Consider the following 17,188-nt stretch of genomic DNA (forward strand, 5'->3'; position numbering starts at 1 on the left):
AGGAACGCGACGTCAGAGGATCTGATCCTGGATTGTCTTCACGGCGAGGAAATCGAGCTGGACGACGATATCGTTAAAGTCGTTGTCGCCACCGCCGTAGAGATCCTCCCACCCCCAGGTGTTGAGACCATAGCTCCACACATGGGCCACATGCTGGCCGTTCACGATCTCATTGGCATCGGCGAACGCGTAGAAGGTCGATCCGCCGGAGGACAACTTCATGGCGATGAGATCGTTGGCATTAATGTGCGTGAGCGTGGCTTCGGAATATTTGCCATATCCGCCGCCAGAGACCCAGGTGCTGCCCGTATCGGTCTGATAGGCGTGGGCGCTGCTGGCGGCATCATAGCCGGCGTCGCCAGGCTTCAGGCCATTCACCGTGCCGGCGAAATCATCGACCTTGTAGAACATGACGGAAGAATCGTTGGCGCCAACCTGGCGCATCCGAACCACCGCATTCTGGTCGTCGGCCCCGCCCGCCGTTTCCGCCACCGCCACCGGACGGGCGATCTCGACGGCGCTGCCGCCGTCGTCGGAAACGAACTCTCCCCCGCTCAAGGCGAGCGCCGCCTTTGACACGGCGGTTGAGACGCCATCCAGCGTGACGGCGAGAGCGGCGTCTTTTCCGACAACCGACTGATACAGCTTGGCTTGGGACTGATGATCATATTTCGTCACCTGGTCGTCCGAGAACCCTGCGCTCAGAACCGATTGAGCGAAGGCCTTCGACCAGGCACTCGCGGCGGAGGCGGCGGAAGCGAAATCCTGCCCGCCGTGGCCATCGTCAATATGCACCTGGCTGCCGCTTTTCAGATAGCTCTGGAACAGCAGGCTTTGATTGACCGAACTCGTCACGGCGCCTTGCGCACCCAGCTTCGCGACCGAAGGCGTGTTGAAATAAGTCTGGCCGTTGATCAGCGCCGCCAGGGCCTTGGACAAGACGCCCGTGTCCGGGGTGGTGGCGTTGAGGTCGAGATCATATCCGGCCGCTGCGTGATAGCCGCCCAGGGGACCCTGCCCGATGCCCACCCCGGCGGTGGCAAAGGCGGCGGGAGCGAGATAAGTCGCCTTCGCGAGCAGATCGTTCAAATTGCCGGGCTTTGAAAGGCCAAGGTCGTCAAGAACCTTATCCAGCTCGGTGCCGAAACTGGTCCAGCTCTCCACCGCGTGCACCTCGCCCTTGAGCTGCGCGCTCTGCGTGCCGCCGTGGTCGTCGGTCAGCGTGTAGGAGAAGCTGGTGGTGCCGGAGAATGTTGCGAACGGGCTGAAGATCAGATTGCCGTCGGCGGCGAGTGATACCGTGCCGCTGGTGAGCGCGACGGGGGTGTTGGCGGTGATCTCCTTGCCATCCACCGCAAGCACGCGAACCAGATCCCCGTCGATATCCCTGGTGCCGGCGCCGACGTCGATCCGCTGGGATTTGACGCCGGCGGCAACGGCGAACGAGACGTCTTGGGCGGTCGGTGCGTCGTTGACCGGTCTGACGTCGAGTGTGACGGTGGCGGTATCGCTGCCGCCTCGCCCGTCCGAGACCGTGTAGGTGAAGCTGGTTTCGCCGTTGAAATTGGCTTTTGGCGTGAACACCAGGACGCCGTCTTGGTTCAGCGTCACGGTTCCATTGGCCACTTCGACCGACGCCTTGATGGAACCATCGCTGCCGGCCATCCGCGAAATGGTGCGGCCGTCGATGGCCACCACGCGCAGCAGGTCGCCTTGGGCATCCTTGTCGTTCTCCAGGACGGATACGACGATCCCGCTATCCTCAAGCCCGGTAATGGTGTCGTCGCTCGCGACCGGTGCTTCGTTGACGGCTATCACCGTGCCACGAACCGTGCCGGTGCTCTCTCCGCCGCGACTGTCCGAGACGGTGTAGGTAAAAGAAACGTCGCCAGTGTAGTCGGCGTCGGCGCTGAACGTCACTTTGCCATCGCTTCTGTAAACTATCGTCCCGCCAACCCACCGCGCCTCGAAGCCCCCCGGAGTCACATCCATTCCGATGATCTTCGCGATTGCGAGGGTGTCGTTTTCCGGATCGCTGTCGTTTGCGAGCAGGTCGAGAACGATTGTCTCGCTTTCGGCGATCGTAAAAAAATCTGCGCCGATCACCGGCGCATCGTTGACCGGCGACACGGTGATGTCGACCTGACCGTCGCTGAGGCCGCCGTGTCCGTCGCTGAGCGTATAGGTGAATTTGACCGGACCGTTATAATTCACGGTCGGAGTAAAGAGCAGGGCACCCTGCGCGTTGAGCGTCACGACCCCGCCGGCCACCTGGACGCCATCCCCCGTCACGATCTTGCCGTCCACCGCGGTGACCAGGAGCGCGTCGCCATCGGCATCCGTGCTGTCCTTGGCCACATCAAGGATCAGAGCCTGATCTTCCAGGCTAGAAATGGTATAGATTTTGGCTTCGGGCGCGTCGTTGACGGGAAGGACATTCACCGTGACCGTCGCGGTTTGCGTGCCGCCGAACTCATCGGCAACCGAATAGGTGAACGACGTGGTTCCGTTGAAATCCGAACTTGGCGTGAATGTCAGGCTGCCATCAGGATTAACTTGAACGGTTCCGTGATCGACCGGGACGACCTGATGACTGCTTGCTGAAGCGCTTGATTTCGCTGCGAAGTCAGCGGATTTTTCTTCTTCCTTCACCGCTGCGTTCACGGCCACGCCGTTGATGGCGCGGATGGTCAGATGTGTTCCATCCACATCGCTGTCGTTCGCGAGGACATTAAAGGTCGCCGCAGTGTCCTCATTGATTGAGAAGGCGTCATTTTCGGCCACCGGTGCGTCATTGACCGCAAGCACTTCGATGTGTCGGGCCAGGGCGCTGCTCTCGTGGGTTCCGTCGCTCACAACCAGGGTAAAGGTCCGCTCGGCGAGATCTGGCGTGTCCGAGGTGTTTTCGAAGGTGATGGTGCGAAGCGCCGCCTGCCATTCGGCGAGCGTCGCGCTGGCTCCAGCCGATGTCAGCGTCAACATCCCCGTGTCGGGATCGAAGCCGCCGGCGATATTGCCGATGCCGCTGGTGGCGGTCATCGCGAGGATATCCTCGCCCGCCGAGAAATTGGCGAACACAATGGTTGCGGACGCGAGCGAGGTGCTGTCCGCGTCGGTCAGATCCAGGTCGCCAAAGACCGAAATCGGGCCGGATTGCTCAGCATAGTCTATGGCGCTTGCGTCGGGCAGCGTCACCACCGGAGCGGGATCGGCACCGACGCGAATGTCGCTGCTGGCCGAAAGAGAACCGGTCTCGCCGGGGGCCGGAAGGACCAGGGTGGCAGGAACGCCGGTGGCCGGAGAAACAATGCGCCCTCCATTGAGGTCAAGCGCATGCACTCCCGCATAGCTTAGATCGGCGGACTCATCGCCGGCCACGATCGTATAGGTGAATGTCAGGCTATCGGTGCCAGAGCCTGACGCGTAGGTGGCGTAATGGTCGTTTTCGCCTGTTTCCAGCAGCAGGCGAGGGGCGCCGCCGGTTGTATTGACACTCACCAAATCCGAGAATGTGACGGTGATCGAGAGGGTGTCGCCGGCCTTATAGAAGCCGTCCGCGCTGGATGAGGCGATGGATGCGATGGTGGGGCTGCCACTCCCCGCGCCGCCATAGACGACATACGCCGCGCCCGCATCGACCTTTGCGGGCAAGACGGCGCCGGTGTCGTCGCTTCCGCCGCCCGCATCGACCCCGAAGGCGCCCACAATCACGTCGGCGAAGCCGTCGCCGTTCACGTCCCCGGCGGCGCTGACCGCAAAGCCGCTTTGATCGCCGGCATGAGCGCCCGCGATCTTGAAGCCCTGGGACGGAGATAAGTGCGACAGATCAATGATGAGCGGACTATTCGGCCGGCCGTAGACCACATAGCTCGCGCCCGCGGCGTAGTCACTAGTTCCTTCATAAAATGCGCCCACGATCACGTCGTCGTAGCCGTCCCCGTTCACATCCCCCGCTTCACTGACCGACGCCCCGGTATAGGCCGATTCCGGCACGCCGGAGATCGTGAATCCGCGATTGGAAGACAGGCTAGCCAGGTTGATATTGCCGACACCGCCGACCTTTCCATAGACCACATAGGCTCCGCCCAATTCGCCATACCCAATCGCCCCAATAATCAGATCGTCAATACCGTCGCCATTGACGTCCCCGGCGCCACTGACGCTGTAGCCCGCCGTGTCGGGGGATCGGGCGCCGGAGATCTTGAAGCCGGGATCGTTGGAGGTGTCGGAATCTTCGAATGCCGCGAGGTCAATGTTCGCGAGGCCGCCGTCCGCCTGCGACTTCCCGTAGATCACATAGCTTGCGCCGGCCAAGTTGTTGGCCTGCGGGGCGCCGATAATAACGTCGTCGACGCCGTCCCCGTTTACATCGCCGGCGGCACTCACGGTATAGCCGCTCAAATCTCCAACCTTGGCGCCGGAAATTTTGACGCCGGACGCGTTTTCAGAATCTTCACCATCAAAAATTTCGAGATCAATATTGTGAAGCCCGCCAGATTCCTCCGAGGCGCCGAAGATCACATATGCACTCTCGGTAATTGTGTATTTCGACGGGTGGGCGCTGACGGCTCCGATAATAAGGTCGCCGATACCGTCGCCGTTAACATCACCCGCGTTGCTTACAGATCCGCCCGCGAGGCTGCCGGATACACCGGAAATCTTAATTCCGGTGGCGTTTACCGGCGCTTCGCCGTCGAACACCGACAGATCAATCTGGTTGAGACCGCCGGTCGCAGCGGTCTTGCCGAAAATTACATAGGCCTTTCCACCATTGTCGTCGAAATCAGCATCCCGATCCGCATAGGGAACCCCGATAATAAAATCCGCGACGCCGTCGCAATTGACATCACCGGCACCGCTTACCGATGCGCCGGCGAAGTCGTCGCCGTGGGCGCCGATAATCTTGAGGCCGGGATCATTCGTGGCGTCGTCATCGTCTAGCGCCGCAAGATCAATAGTTCCAAGCCCGCCGTCGCGGCCGAAGATGATATAGGCTTCCCCAATTCTGGGTGCGCCCACCAGAATGTCGTCGATGCCGTCGCCATTCACGTCTCCCGCACCGCTCACCGAATAGCCGGCATAATCGCCGGCCGCCGCGCCAAAAATGGTCGCACCGTTCCCTGGACCAAGGGTGCCGAGGTCGATGACGCGTGTGGGATTGTAGGTGCTGGCCATGGGCGCCCCCTGATGACTCAATTGAAATCGAGTGAATCCATCCGCCCCGCTGGCGGAGGCGAACCGACTGGGGTGCAGGCCGAACGGCGCGCGATCACGCCATCTAAACCGCCATCAACGCACGTTATGCGTGTCATGGACTTCCCCCTTACGCTGGGTACTGATTGCAGCGCAGCAAAGAGGTAATCAAGTCCTGAAAAGTAGGTAAAAACAGTAATCTGCAATCTCAGAACGTAATGTTCTCCGAGGAAAACGGTGTTCGAATTTGTCATCTCCGCGTTAAGGCGATGTATTCTGCAATCCATATATGTTGCATCGCACGAATTGCGCGCATATGGCACCGGCTCAACGGTTTGTCTTTAAATTGTCGCGGAGAGTGAAAGTCGATGGAGCCGCGTTGGAAATCACATCTGCCGACATGGCTATGACAGATCGGCCGAAATAACTGCAACTTGAGAGGGTGTAATTTTCAGACGCGATCCTGGAATGAAAAGCCGACGCAAGGAGGCCGCCTCGCCCCCTTCAGCCGCCGCAAATATTTTTCTCGAACGCCCGATCCTTTTCCGGTGAGGAAACGCAAGTGTCAGGTCCAGGCAAGCCAGCGCCCCCAGTCTGCCCCAAAGCTCTTACCCAGGCAGGCACATGCGCATTTCCATCAAAACCACCTTGGTCTCCCTTTTCTGCCTGATGAGCCTGATGGTCGCCGTGTTGTGCAGCGGTGCCCTGATCAACGCCTATCGCAACTTCACAGCGGCTCGGAACGTCTCGCTCTATGCGGGCATCGAGCGCAATCTGTTCCAGGCGCTGTCCGTATTTCGCTACGAGCGCGGCGGCAGCGTGAGCGCTCTGTCGCTGCCCAATGGCGACAATCCCGCCGGCCTGAAGCAGCTCGCCGAGCGGCGGGAGCGGGTCACGCTGGCTTTGAACGCTGCCTTGGCCGGAGCGGACGCGGACATCGACCCCGCGTTGAAGCCGTTGTTCGAGCAGCTCAAGCGCGGCTACGAACAGCTCAGGATCCTGCGCCAGCAGATCGACGAGCAGCTTGCCCGTCCGCGAGAGCAGCGCGACACACGTGTCGCCCAGCGCATGCTGACAGATGGCGCGGGGCTGCTGGCGACGCTTGAGGAAGCATCCACCGCCGTAGAAGCGCAGATCCGCAGCATTGATCCGGCGTTGTCGCAGCTCATTCTCGCCCGCGCAATGGCATGGGCGACCCGCGCCGAGGTCGGGGCGGGAAATCTGATGCTGAACGAGGTGGTCGGTGAAGGACGCGCCTTGAATGAGCAGGAATGGAAGACCCTTCTCATCAACAATGGTCGCTTCACCTTCTCCTGGGCCACGGTCCGCGAGATCGGCCTTGCCCCGAACGCTCCGCCGGAATTGAAGGCCGCGATCGACGCCGCGCAGAACGCCTTTTTCTCCGGCCCCTACAAGACCTTGCGCGACGAGGTCATCGCAAATGTCAGCAACGGCCGGCCGGCGGGCATAGCGCTCCAGGCGTGGCGCGATCGCTCCGAGCCGGGCCAGACCGCGATCGCCAACGTCGCGGCGGTTGCCGTCGATGCGATCGCGTCCCGGGCGGCGCGCGCGGAAGCCGATGCGGAGCGCCAACTGGCGATCTATGGGTTCGTTCTTCTCGCTGCGATTGTGCTCGCGGTTGCCGGCCTCGTGGTGGTCGTGCGTCGCGTCACCGGGCCGCTCAGCCGGTTGACTGGCGTCATGACCCAGGTTTCCGGTGGGAACCTGAGCATCAACGTCCCCTATATCGCGCGGACCGACGAGGTCGGGGCGATCGCGAAGGCTTTGATGGTGTTCAGGGAAAGCCTCACCCGCACCCGCGCGCTGGAAGAAACCGCCGAGCACGACCGACAGGCGGCGGATGAGAAGCGGCGCCGGGCCATGAACGATCTGGCGGCCCGGTTCGAAGATGCGGTCGGTGGCATCATCGGCAACGTCTCCTCGGCTTCGGCCGAGTTGCATCAGACCGCGCAGCAGATGACGGTTGCGGCAGACAAGACGTCCTCGCGCTCCACCGCGGTTGCCTCCGCGGCGGAAGAAGCCTCGACGAACGTCGTGATGGTGGCTTCTTCCGCTGAAGAACTGGGCTCCTCCGTGGACGAAATCGCCCGACGCGTGGAATATTCCGCCCAGATGTCGGCCGCCGCCGTCGACGAGGCGGCCAAGACCGGCGACGTCATCCGCGAGCTGTCGCAGGCGGCATCCCGCATCGGCGACTTCATCGTCCTGATCTCCAATATCGCATCTCAGACCAACCTTCTGGCCTTGAACGCCACCATCGAGGCCGCGCGCGCCGGCGATGCGGGCAAGGGCTTCGCCGTCGTCGCATCGGAGGTTAAGGCACTGGCGACCCAGACCGCGAAAGCCACCGAGGAGATCGAAGCCCAGATCACCGCGATCCAGGACAGCACGCAGGAGGCGGTCAAAGTGATCGAGCGCGTCGGGGCGCAGATCCGCAAGATGAGCGATGTCGCCAACGAGATTTCCGCCGCCGTGGAGGAGCAGGGCATGGCGACCAAGGAGATCGTGCGCAACGTGGATCAGGCGGCGACCGGCACCAATTCGGTCACCTCCCACATCTCCGACGTCGCCAAGACCGCGGACGAGACCGGGTCCGCCGCCGTGCTCGTGCTCAGCGCGTCCGCCGCTTTGACCGACCAGGCCGCGCGCCTGGAAGGGGAGATGCAGCGCTTCCTCGGCACCATCCGCGCGGCGGCCTGAGAGCAGGCCTCACCGCCGGCGGTGCAACTTAAGGGCGGCCGGCGCGCGGGCCGCCCTTCGCCTGTCCCGATGGTGGCAGCACATGCCGCAAGGAGATCGTCGAAAAATGGCACGCAAGGTGGGGTTTGCCGCTAAGGAAGCTTGTGCTTTCAAACCCTTGGCAAATAACGTTTCATTACCGAACATTAACCATGGCCGTAGCTGCGCCGCATTTTCGCCGTGTTCTCCAGTCCATTTCTGTCATATCGAAGCCTGCCGTGACATAGTGACGGCGATCCATGGGGCGGACGGCGAGTCGGATTTCCGGCACGTCGGTGAGACAGGGCGCACATGACGACAGAGCAGACGATCGCATCGCGGCTCCGCATCTGGCGCGGCACTTTGAGCCTTGGCGCGGTTTGCCTTGTTCTGGCCGGTTGCAGCAGTGCCAATAAGCTCGGCTCCACGGTCGATCCCAAATATGGTGTCTCCGCAAGCCCGCGCGTGGTGGCGGACGGCCAGTCGGTTCCCAAGGGTGGCGGTGCCTATCGCGTCGGCAAGCCTTATGTGATCGCCGGGCGCACCTATGTTCCGGCGGAAAACCCCAATTATAAGGCTGAAGGCATCGCCTCCTGGTATGGCGACGACTTCCACGGGCGCCTGACCGCCAACGGCGAGGTGTTCGACCGCGATTCCATTTCCGCCGCGCATCCCACGCTGCCCATGCCCTGCTATGTGCGCGTGACCAATCTGAACAACAATCATTCCATCATCGTGCGGGTCAATGATCGCGGCCCCTATCACCAGAACCGGGTGATCGACGTCTCCCACCGCACCGCTGACCTGCTCGGCTTCTCCGGCCGGGGTGTCGCGAAGGTGCGAGTGGAATATGTCGCCCGCGCTCCGCTCGACGGGTCGGACGATCGCAAGCTCTCGGCCTCGCTCAGCATCAACGAGCCGGCGCAGGTGCCGAGCGGATCGGCCGTCATGGTGGCGTCCGCGACCCCGTTCGTGCCCTCTCTGCCGCGCGCGGTGCCGGAAACCACCAGCTCCGGCGCCATTCCCGAGCCGCTCCAGCGCCCGTTCGATCTTGGGCACGAGGATGGAGAGGAAACTTCCGCCCCGGCCGTGCGCCAGGCCGAAGCCGCGCCCGCTCCTGCTCCGGTGCGCACCGCATCCGCCACGGTTCCGGCGCGCTCCGCTTTCCCGGCTCCGGCGCCCGCGCCCGTCGCCCCGCAGCAGCGGGTTGCCTTCCAGGCGCAGCCTGTGGCACGCAGTGCGGCTCCTTCTTCCGGCTGGAGCGTGGGCCCGGCGCCCGTGAGCGGCCTCAGCTACGCAGGTGTGGCAACCGATGGCTCTGGGCGTTAATCTCGGCGGGCGCGACCGTCGCATCATCAAACGCGCAATCGGCACCCTCGCTCACCTGAGCCTTTCCTTTAAATCCCGTGCTTTGAAGCCTGTCGCCCTGGCGGCAGGTTTTGCCATTCTGGGCGGGGCGATGAGCGCGGGCCCAGTGCGTGCCCAATCCACTTTCCAGACCGTGGTGCCGAGCGCGATCCTGGTGGATTTCTCCACCGGCGCCATTTTGTTCGACAAGGATTCGGAAAAGCGCGTCGCGCCCGGCGGTATCGTCAAGATCATGACGGGCGCCATCGTGTTCGATGAGATCCGCTCCGGCCGGATCACGCAGGACACGCTGTTCACGGTGAGCGAGAATGCCTGGCGGCGCGGCGGCGGCCCTTCGGGTGGCGCGGCCATGTTCGCGGCGGTGAAGAGCAATGTGCGCGTCGGCGACCTGCTGATCGGCGCGCTCGCCATCTCCGGCAATGATGCGGCCATTGCGCTGGCCGAGGGCGTGGCGGGCACCGAGGGCGAATTCACTGTCAAGATGAATGCCAAGGCCGAGGAACTCGGCCTTACCGGAACATCCTTCCGCAATTCGACCGGCTTTTCCGATCCTGGCCAAGTCACCACCGCGCGCGACATGGCGCAGCTCTCGCGCTACATCATCCGCACCTTCCCGAACCTCTATCCGATCTTCGCGACCCCCGGCATCGAGTGGAGCAAGATCAAGCAGCGCAACCGCAACCCCCTGCTGGAGGCGGGCGTCGGCGCGGACGGGCTCCATGCCTCCTGGGTGAAGGACGTGGGCTATCACCTCGTTGGGTCGGCGGTGCAGAACAACCAGCGCCTGATCGCCGTGGTGATGGGCGCATCCTCGGAAAAAGTACGCCTGGAAGAGATGCGCCGGCTGCTGGACTGGGGCTTCCATTCCTTCGAGCATCGCGCCCTGTTCGCGGCCGATGCCGAGCTGGCGCGGGCGGCGGTGTTTGGCGGCGAGGCCGGTTCGGTCGGCCTTGCTGCGCGCGAACCCATTTCCCTGCTCATGCCACGCAACAGCCAGGACAAGCTGGTGGCGCGCATCACCTATCACGGTCCGCTCCGCGCGCCCGTGGTAAAGGGCACCGAAGTGGCGCAGTTGGAGATCACGCGCGGCCAGCTGAAGGTGCTGGACGTGCCGCTGGTGACGACGGCCGATGTGCCCGTGGGCACCATGTGGCAGCGCGCCATGGACGGTGCCGGCGTCTTGGTCGGTGACACGGCGCGCGACCTTGGCGCCAAGCTGATGGCCAAGATCCAGAAATGACCGCCGCGCGCGGCCGCTTCATCTCGCTGGAAGGCGGGGAGGGCACGGGAAAGTCCACGCAGGCCCGCATCCTCGCGGCAGCGCTCGAAGCGCGCGGCTTGCGGGTGCGCGTGACGCGCGAGCCCGGCGGTTCTGCTTTTGCGGAGAAAGTCCGCGAGGTGCTGCTGTCCGGCCTTGCCCAGCCCTTAGGCCCGCAAGGCGAGGCTGCCTTGTTTGCGGCCGCCCGCGCCGATCATGTGCGCGAAACCATCGCACCGGCGCTTGAGGCGGGCGAATGGGTGATCTGCGACCGCTTCACGGATTCCACACGCGTCTATCAGGGCGCCGTCGGCAAGGCGGATCCGCGCCTGTTGCGCGCGCTTGATCGCGTCAGCGTGGGGACGTGCGCGCCAGATCTGACCCTGGTGCTCGATGTGCCGCCGGAGATTGGCCTTGCCCGTGCCGTCGCGCGCGGAAAAGGCGCCGCGGCGGACCGGTTCGAACGCGAGGGCGCCGATTATCATGCCGCCATCCGCGCTGCGTTCCTGGCGCTTGCCGCAGCCGAACCGGAGCGGTGCGTGGTGATCGACGCCCAAGGCGACGTGGAAAGCGTGGCCGCTCAGATCCTGTCTGCGGTGAGCGCGCGCCTGGCCTTGCCCGCCATCGAGAGTGCGCCGGCATGAGCGCTCCGGTGGAGGGCGACCGCCTGGCGGGTGCGCTGCATCCGCGCGAGCAAAGCTTCCTGTTCGGCCATGAAGCGGTCGAGGCGGACCTGCTCGGGGATTGGCGCTCCGGGCGGTTTCCCCATGCTCTGCTGATCGGCGGCGCCGAGGGCATCGGCAAGGCGACGCTCGCTTATCGTATCGCCCGCTTCGTGCTTTCCGGTGCGCAGGCCGGACCGGATCGGCACGATTTCGCCGTGGATCCGCACCATCCGGTCGCCCGGCAAGTGGCGGCATTGACCCATCCGGATCTGCTCGCCATCCGCCGCGTGCCGGAAGCGGGGGAAGATAAAATTCCCACCATGATTCCCGCCGAGATGGTGCGGCGGGTGCGCAGCTTCTTCGGCGCAACGGCCTCGTCCGGTGGCTGGCGGGTGTGCATCGTGGATGCGGTAGACGATCTCAATGCCGCCGGCGCCAATGCCCTGCTGAAGACGCTGGAGGAGCCGCCGCCGCGCTCGCTGTTCCTCTTGGTGTCGCATGCGCCCGGCCGGGTGTTGCCGACGATCCGCTCGCGCACACGCCTCGTGCGCCTGCGCGCGCTCGGGCCGCAGGATGTGCTGGTCGCGCTCGATCATCTCAAGGAGGAAATTCCAGAGCTTGAGAGCGCGCGCCTGCCGCAGGCGGCGGAAGCCAGCGGCGGCAGCGTGCGGCGTGCTTTGATCCTGGCGCGGGGCGAGGGCATGGAGGTGCGCGCCGCGACCCTGCGGCTGCTGGAGCAATTGCCGAAGGCGCGGCCCGAGGAAATGCACGCGCTCGGCGCCCGGCTCCAGGGCGACCGGGGCGACGGCTTCGATCTGTTCGTCGAGGCGGTCAGCGACTGGATCGCGCAAACCGCGACCGGCGGGCAATGGGAGCGCGGGCGCCTTGTCCGCTTGGGTGAGGTGTGGGAGAAGGTTCGGCGCGCGGCGGGCGAGGCGGACACGTTCAATCTCGACCGCAAGGCGTTGGTCTTTCGCATTTTCACCGAGCTGGCCGAGGCCGCGCGCGCCTGAGCGCGAACCAAGGCGAGCCTCCTCGCGCATTCAAGCGGGCCGCCATGTCGTCGAAGCCGAAGTTCTACATCACCACCGCCATCGCCTATCCCAATGGCGTGCCCCATATGGGCCATGCCTATGAGGCGATCGCCACCGATTGCATCGCCCGCTTCAAGCGGCTCGACGGCTATGACGTGCGCTTTCTCACCGGCACGGACGAGCATGGCATCAAGATGCTCCAGACCGCGCAGAAGGCGGGCTTGACGCCGCGCGAGCTGCTGGACCGCAACGTTCCCCGCTTCCAGGCCATGGTGGAGGCGTTCGGCCTCTCCATCGACGACTTCATCCGCACCACGGAGGAGCGTCACAAGAAATCCTGCCAGGCGATCTGGGAAAAGATGGCGGCGAACGGGGACATCTATAAGTCCACCTATGCCGGCTGGTATTCGGTGCGGGACGAGGCCTATTACGCCGAGGACGAGACCCAATTGAATGCCGATGGCGTTCGCCTCGGACCCCAGGGCACGCCGGTGGAATGGGTGGAGGAGGAGAGCTATTTCTTCCGCCTCTCGGCCTATCAGCAGAAACTGCTGGACCATTACGCCGCCAATCCCGATTTCATCGCCCCCGACGCTCGCCGCAACGAAGTGGTCAGCTTCGTATCGGGCGGGCTTCAGGATCTCTCCATCTCGCGCACCACGTTCGACTGGGGCATCCCGGTGCCGGGGGATCCCAAGCACATCATGTATGTGTGGGTGGACGCGCTGACGAACTACATCACCGCGCTCGGCTATCCCGACACGCAGGGCGAATTGTTCGCCAGATACTGGCCGGCGGACGTGCATGTGATCGGCAAGGACATCACGCGCTTCCACGCGGTCTATTGGCCGGCCTTCCTCTGGTCAGCGGGACTTGCCGCCCCGCAGCGCGTGTTCGGCCACGGCTTCCTGTTCAATCGCGGGGAGAAGATGTCCAAGTCGGTGGGCAATGTGGTCGATCCGTTCGACCTCGTGAAAGCCTACGGCGTGGACGCGGTGCGCTATTTCTTCCTGCGCGAGGTCTCTTTCGGCCAGGACGGGTCCTACAGCCACGAGTCCATCGTCACCCGCATGAATGCGGATCTGGCCAACGACCTCGGCAATCTCGCCCAGCGCTCCCTGTCCATGATCTCCAAGAACCTGGACGGCGTCGTGCCGCAGCCCGGCCCGCTTTCGCCCGAGGACGAGGCGATCCTCGCGGCGGCGGACGGCATGCTCGCCAAGGCCCGCGAGGCGATGGAGGTGCAGGCGATCCACCAATATCTGGCGGCCGTGTGGGCGGTGGTGGCGGACGCCAATCGCTATTTCGCCGCCGCTGCTCCCTGGGCGCTGCGCAAGACAGATCCTGAGCGCATGAAGACCGTGCTCTGGACCACGGCGGAGGTGATCCGCCAGGTGGCGATCCTCGCCCAGCCGGTGATGCCGGACAGTGCCGGCCGGATGCTGGACCTGCTGTTGCTGCCGGCGGACGAGCGGGATTTCTCCCGCCTCGGCGGCGCGCACCGCCTGGCGGGCGGCATCGTCATTCCCCCGCCGGTCGGCATTTTTCCGCGCTATGTGGAGCCAGAGGGCGAGGCCGGTCCGGCGGCCTGAGCCGACCCTGTCAAAACGGAACGGCCGCCGCTTGATCGCGGCGGCTGCGGGTGAAACGCTCCGGATGCGGGCGGCATGTCGTGGAGACAAGCCGGTGCCGGGCCGGCGCAGGTGCCTGTGAACGGAACAAGGCGACCCTTCAGGATGAACATCTCGCTCACCCTTCTGAATCTCGCCGGCGCCATCGCCCTGCTGCTGTGGGGCACGCACATGGTGCAGTCCGGCATCCAGCGCACCTTCGGGCCGAAGCTGCGCAGCGTGCTCGGCAATGCCTTGAAGAGCCAGCCGCGCGCCTTTCTCGCGGGCCTCGGGGTGACGGCCGTGCTCCAATCCAGCACCGCCACCGGGCTGATGGTGTCGGGCTTTGCCGCCGCCGGGCTCGTGGACCTCGTGCCGGCGCTCGCGGTGATGCTGGGCGCGAACGTGGGCACGACGCTGATCGTCCAGGTGCTCTCGTTCGACGGCGCGGCGTTTTCCCCGGTGCTCATCCTGGTGGGGGTGATGATGTTCCGGCGCGGCAGCGTCGAGCGCACGCGGGACATCGGGCGTGTGTTCATCGGCCTCGGGCTGATGTTGCTCGCGCTGCATCAATTGTTGGAACTGATGACGCCGTACGAGGATGCGCCGAGCCTGCGCATATTCCTCGGCGCGGTGGCCACCATGCCGCTGATCGACGTGTTGCTGGCGGCCGTGGTGACCTGGGCGGCGCATTCCAGCGTCGCGGTGATCCTGCTGATCATGTCGTTTGCGAGCAAGGGCGTGGTGCCGCCGGACGCGGCGTTCGCCTTGGTGCTGGGGGCGAACATCGGCTCTGCGATCAATCCGGTTCTGGAAGGCGCGTCCGGGGGTGGGGCGGCGGCGCGCCGTCTGCCGGTGGGCAATCTGCTCAACCGCATCCTCGGCACCATCATCGCCTTGGCCTTCCTCGGGCCGATCGGCGAATTGATGGTGGTGATTCAGCCGGATAATGGCCGGGCGGTCGCGGATTTCCACACCTTGTTCAATCTGGCGCTGGCGCTGCTGTTTTTCCCGGTCCTGGGTCCATTCGCCAAGCTGCTGGAAAAGCTGATGCCGGCCCATGTGGATCTCGCCGATCCCGCACGCCCGCTCTATCTCGATCCGGCTGCGCGCGAGGTGCCGGTGGTCGCGCTCGGTGCGGCTGCGCGTGAGGCGATGCGCCTCGCCGATTTGCTGGACACCATGCTGAAGGACGCCCAGGCGGCGGTCGTCGGCGGCGATCTCAGCCATGTGGCGCAGATAAAGCGCAACGAGGACATCATCGACAGCCTCAATTCGGCGATCCGCAGCTATCTCATGGGGCTCGATCCGCACGATTTGTCCGAGGCCGATCAGGCCCGGCTCCAGCGGGTGCTCACCTTCTCCACCCAGATGGAGCAAGCCGGCGATATGGTGGAGAGCAATCTGCTGATCCACGCCGACAAGCGGGTGAAGCGCGGCCTCGCCTTCTCGCCGCAGAGCGAGGCGGAGGTGCGCGCGCTCATGGAACGGCTGAGCACGAACCTGCGCCTCGCCTCGTCCTTGTTCATGACCGAGGATCCACGCGCCGCGCGGATGCTGGCCGAGGAGAAATCGGTGTTCCGCAATGCGGAGGCCGAGGGTACGAAATCCCATCTGGAGCGCATGCGCGGCGGCCAGACGGATTCCATCGAGACGTCTTCGCTGCATCTCGACCTGCTCAGCGACATGAAGCAGATCAACAGCCACATCGTGGCGGCCGCCGCCTATCCCGTGCTGGAACAGAGCGGCGACTTGCTGCCGAGCCGGATCGCCTCCGACCCGGCATGACCGGGCCTCAATACAGGCCGGTCAGATAGTAGAATCCGATCACGAAGAACACCGCCAGCGTCTTCACCAGCGTGATGGCGAAGATGTCGCCATAGGATTGGCGATGGGTGAGCCCGCACACGGCGAGCAGGGTGATCACGGCGCCGTTGTGGGGCAGGGTGTCCATGCCGCCGGAGGCCATGGCGGCAACACGGTGCATCACTTCCATGGGGATACCGGCCGCATTGGCGGCGGCGATGAACTGCTCCGACATGGCCGCCAGCGCGATCGAGAGGCCGCCAGATGCGGAGCCGGTGATGCCGGCCAGCGCCGTGATCGAGATCGCCTCGTTGATCAGCGGGTTCGGGATCGCGGTGAGGGCGCTCTTGATCACAAGGAAGCCGGGCAGGGCGGCGATCACCGCGCCGAAGCCGTATTCCGATGCCGTGTTGAGACCGGCGAGCAACGCACCCGCGACCGCAGCCTTCGAACCGTCCGCGAACTGCGCGGCTACCCGGCGGAAGGAGAAGACGAAGACCGTGAGAATGCCCAGCAGCAGCGCGCCCGCCACCGACCAGATCGCCACCACCGAATTCACCGCAAGACTGATTTCCGGGGTGCCCGGTGTCAGCGCCGCGCGGGCCGTGTCGCCATAGGCGTGCGGAATCGCCCAGCCGATCAGCAGGTTGGAAACGCCCACCACCACCAGCGGCGAGATGGCGATGAACGGGTTCACCAGCGGCTCGTCGGCGCGCACGGTCGGTTCGTTGGAATGGTTTTCGCCATAGGTCTCGCCCGCCTTCGCCGCCTGGCGGCGCCGGAAGTCGAGATAGGCAAGGCCAAGCGCCAGCATGAAGACCGCGCCCACCAGGCCGAGGATCGGCGCCGCATAGGCCGTCGTGTGGAAGAAGGTGGTGGGGATGATGTTCTGGATTTGCGGCGTGCCCGGCAGGGTGTCCATGGTGAAGCCGAAGGCGCCGAGCGCGATGGCCGCGGGGAGCAGCCGCTTGGGAATCCCCACCTGGCGGAACAGCTCCGCGCCGAACGGATAGACCGCGAACACCACCACGAACAGCGAGACGCCGCCATAGGTGAGCACTGCGCCCACCAGCACGATGGCGAGCATCGCCTGGCCCGCGCCGAGGATGCCGATGATGGCCGACACGATGGCGCGGGAAAAGCCGGAAAGCTCGATCACCTTGCCGAACACCGCGCCGAGCAGGAACAAGGGAAAGTAGAGCTTTATGAAGCCCACCATCTTATCCATGAACAGTCCGGAATAGATGATGGGGACGGCGGCGGGATCAGTGAGCAGCACAGCGCCGAGTGCGGCGACCGGTGCAAACAGGATCACGCTGAAGCCGCGATACGCGACGAACATCAAAAACGCGAGCGCGCCCAAGCAGATGAGGAAACTCATCGTCTATCCCTTAAGCCCTGAGGACATGAGCCGGCCGCCAGCCCCCTGGCGCGCCGTCGACGGTGTGCAAGTGCGAACGTTCGCACCTGCACACCAGTCACTAGAGGGCTAACCTGACCGGCGTGCGACATATG

9 protein-coding genes are annotated in these 17,188 nt (G+C 64.4%); 7 read left to right on the top strand and 2 right to left on the bottom strand.

Annotated elements, in window-relative coordinates; all coding sequences use genetic code 11:
• Positions 1-12 precede the first annotated feature (12 nt).
• The gene (locus V5F78_RS08055) at positions 13-5,175 is read right to left on the bottom strand and encodes a tandem-95 repeat protein (protein ID WP_394071521.1); all 5,163 of its coding nucleotides are present in this window, start codon (positions 5,173-5,175) and stop codon (positions 13-15) included.
• 642 nt (positions 5,176-5,817) lie between these two features.
• On the opposite strand from V5F78_RS08055, the gene V5F78_RS08060 reads away from it, so the two are divergent.
• From V5F78_RS08060 to V5F78_RS08090, 7 genes are all read left to right on the top strand, one after another.
• Entirely contained in the window at positions 5,818-7,914 is a 2,097-nt protein-coding gene (locus tag V5F78_RS08060; protein WP_394071520.1) for a methyl-accepting chemotaxis protein, read from the top strand.
• A gap of 330 nt (positions 7,915-8,244) precedes the next feature.
• Complete coding sequence (locus V5F78_RS08065; protein ID WP_394071519.1) at positions 8,245-9,261, top strand: septal ring lytic transglycosylase RlpA family protein; 1,017 nt, start codon at positions 8,245-8,247, stop codon at positions 9,259-9,261.
• A gap of 130 nt (positions 9,262-9,391) precedes the next feature.
• Positions 9,392-10,540 carry a D-alanyl-D-alanine carboxypeptidase family protein gene (locus V5F78_RS08070; RefSeq protein WP_394071518.1) on the top strand — a complete coding sequence of 383 codons (1,149 nt, stop codon included), beginning with the start codon at positions 9,392-9,394 and terminating at the stop codon, positions 10,538-10,540.
• Entirely contained in the window at positions 10,537-11,202 is a 666-nt protein-coding gene (tmk, locus tag V5F78_RS08075; RefSeq protein ID WP_394071517.1) for a dTMP kinase, read from the top strand. The genes V5F78_RS08070 and tmk overlap by 4 nt, the downstream gene beginning before the upstream one ends.
• Positions 11,199-12,236, top strand: a complete 1,038-nt coding sequence (locus tag V5F78_RS08080) for a DNA polymerase III subunit delta' (RefSeq protein ID WP_394071516.1) — start codon at positions 11,199-11,201, stop codon at positions 12,234-12,236. The genes tmk and V5F78_RS08080 overlap by 4 nt, the downstream gene beginning before the upstream one ends.
• 44 nt (positions 12,237-12,280) lie before the next feature.
• Positions 12,281-13,849, top strand: coding sequence for a methionine--tRNA ligase (gene metG, locus V5F78_RS08085; RefSeq protein ID WP_394071515.1), 1,569 nt, complete (start codon positions 12,281-12,283; stop codon positions 13,847-13,849).
• Positions 13,850-13,993: 144 nt separating this feature from the next.
• Complete coding sequence (locus tag V5F78_RS08090; protein ID WP_394071514.1) at positions 13,994-15,655, top strand: Na/Pi cotransporter family protein; 1,662 nt, start codon at positions 13,994-13,996, stop codon at positions 15,653-15,655.
• 7 nt (positions 15,656-15,662) lie between these two features.
• On the opposite strand, the gene V5F78_RS08095 is transcribed toward V5F78_RS08090, so the two are convergent.
• Positions 15,663-17,054, bottom strand: a complete 1,392-nt coding sequence (locus V5F78_RS08095) for a GntP family permease (protein WP_394071513.1) — start codon at positions 17,052-17,054, stop codon at positions 15,663-15,665.
• Between the last annotated feature and the right edge of the window lie 134 nt (positions 17,055-17,188).

The sequence above is a fragment of the Roseixanthobacter glucoisosaccharinicivorans genome (assembly GCF_043195095.2).
Taxonomy (GTDB): Bacteria; Pseudomonadota; Alphaproteobacteria; order Rhizobiales; family Xanthobacteraceae; genus NCEH01.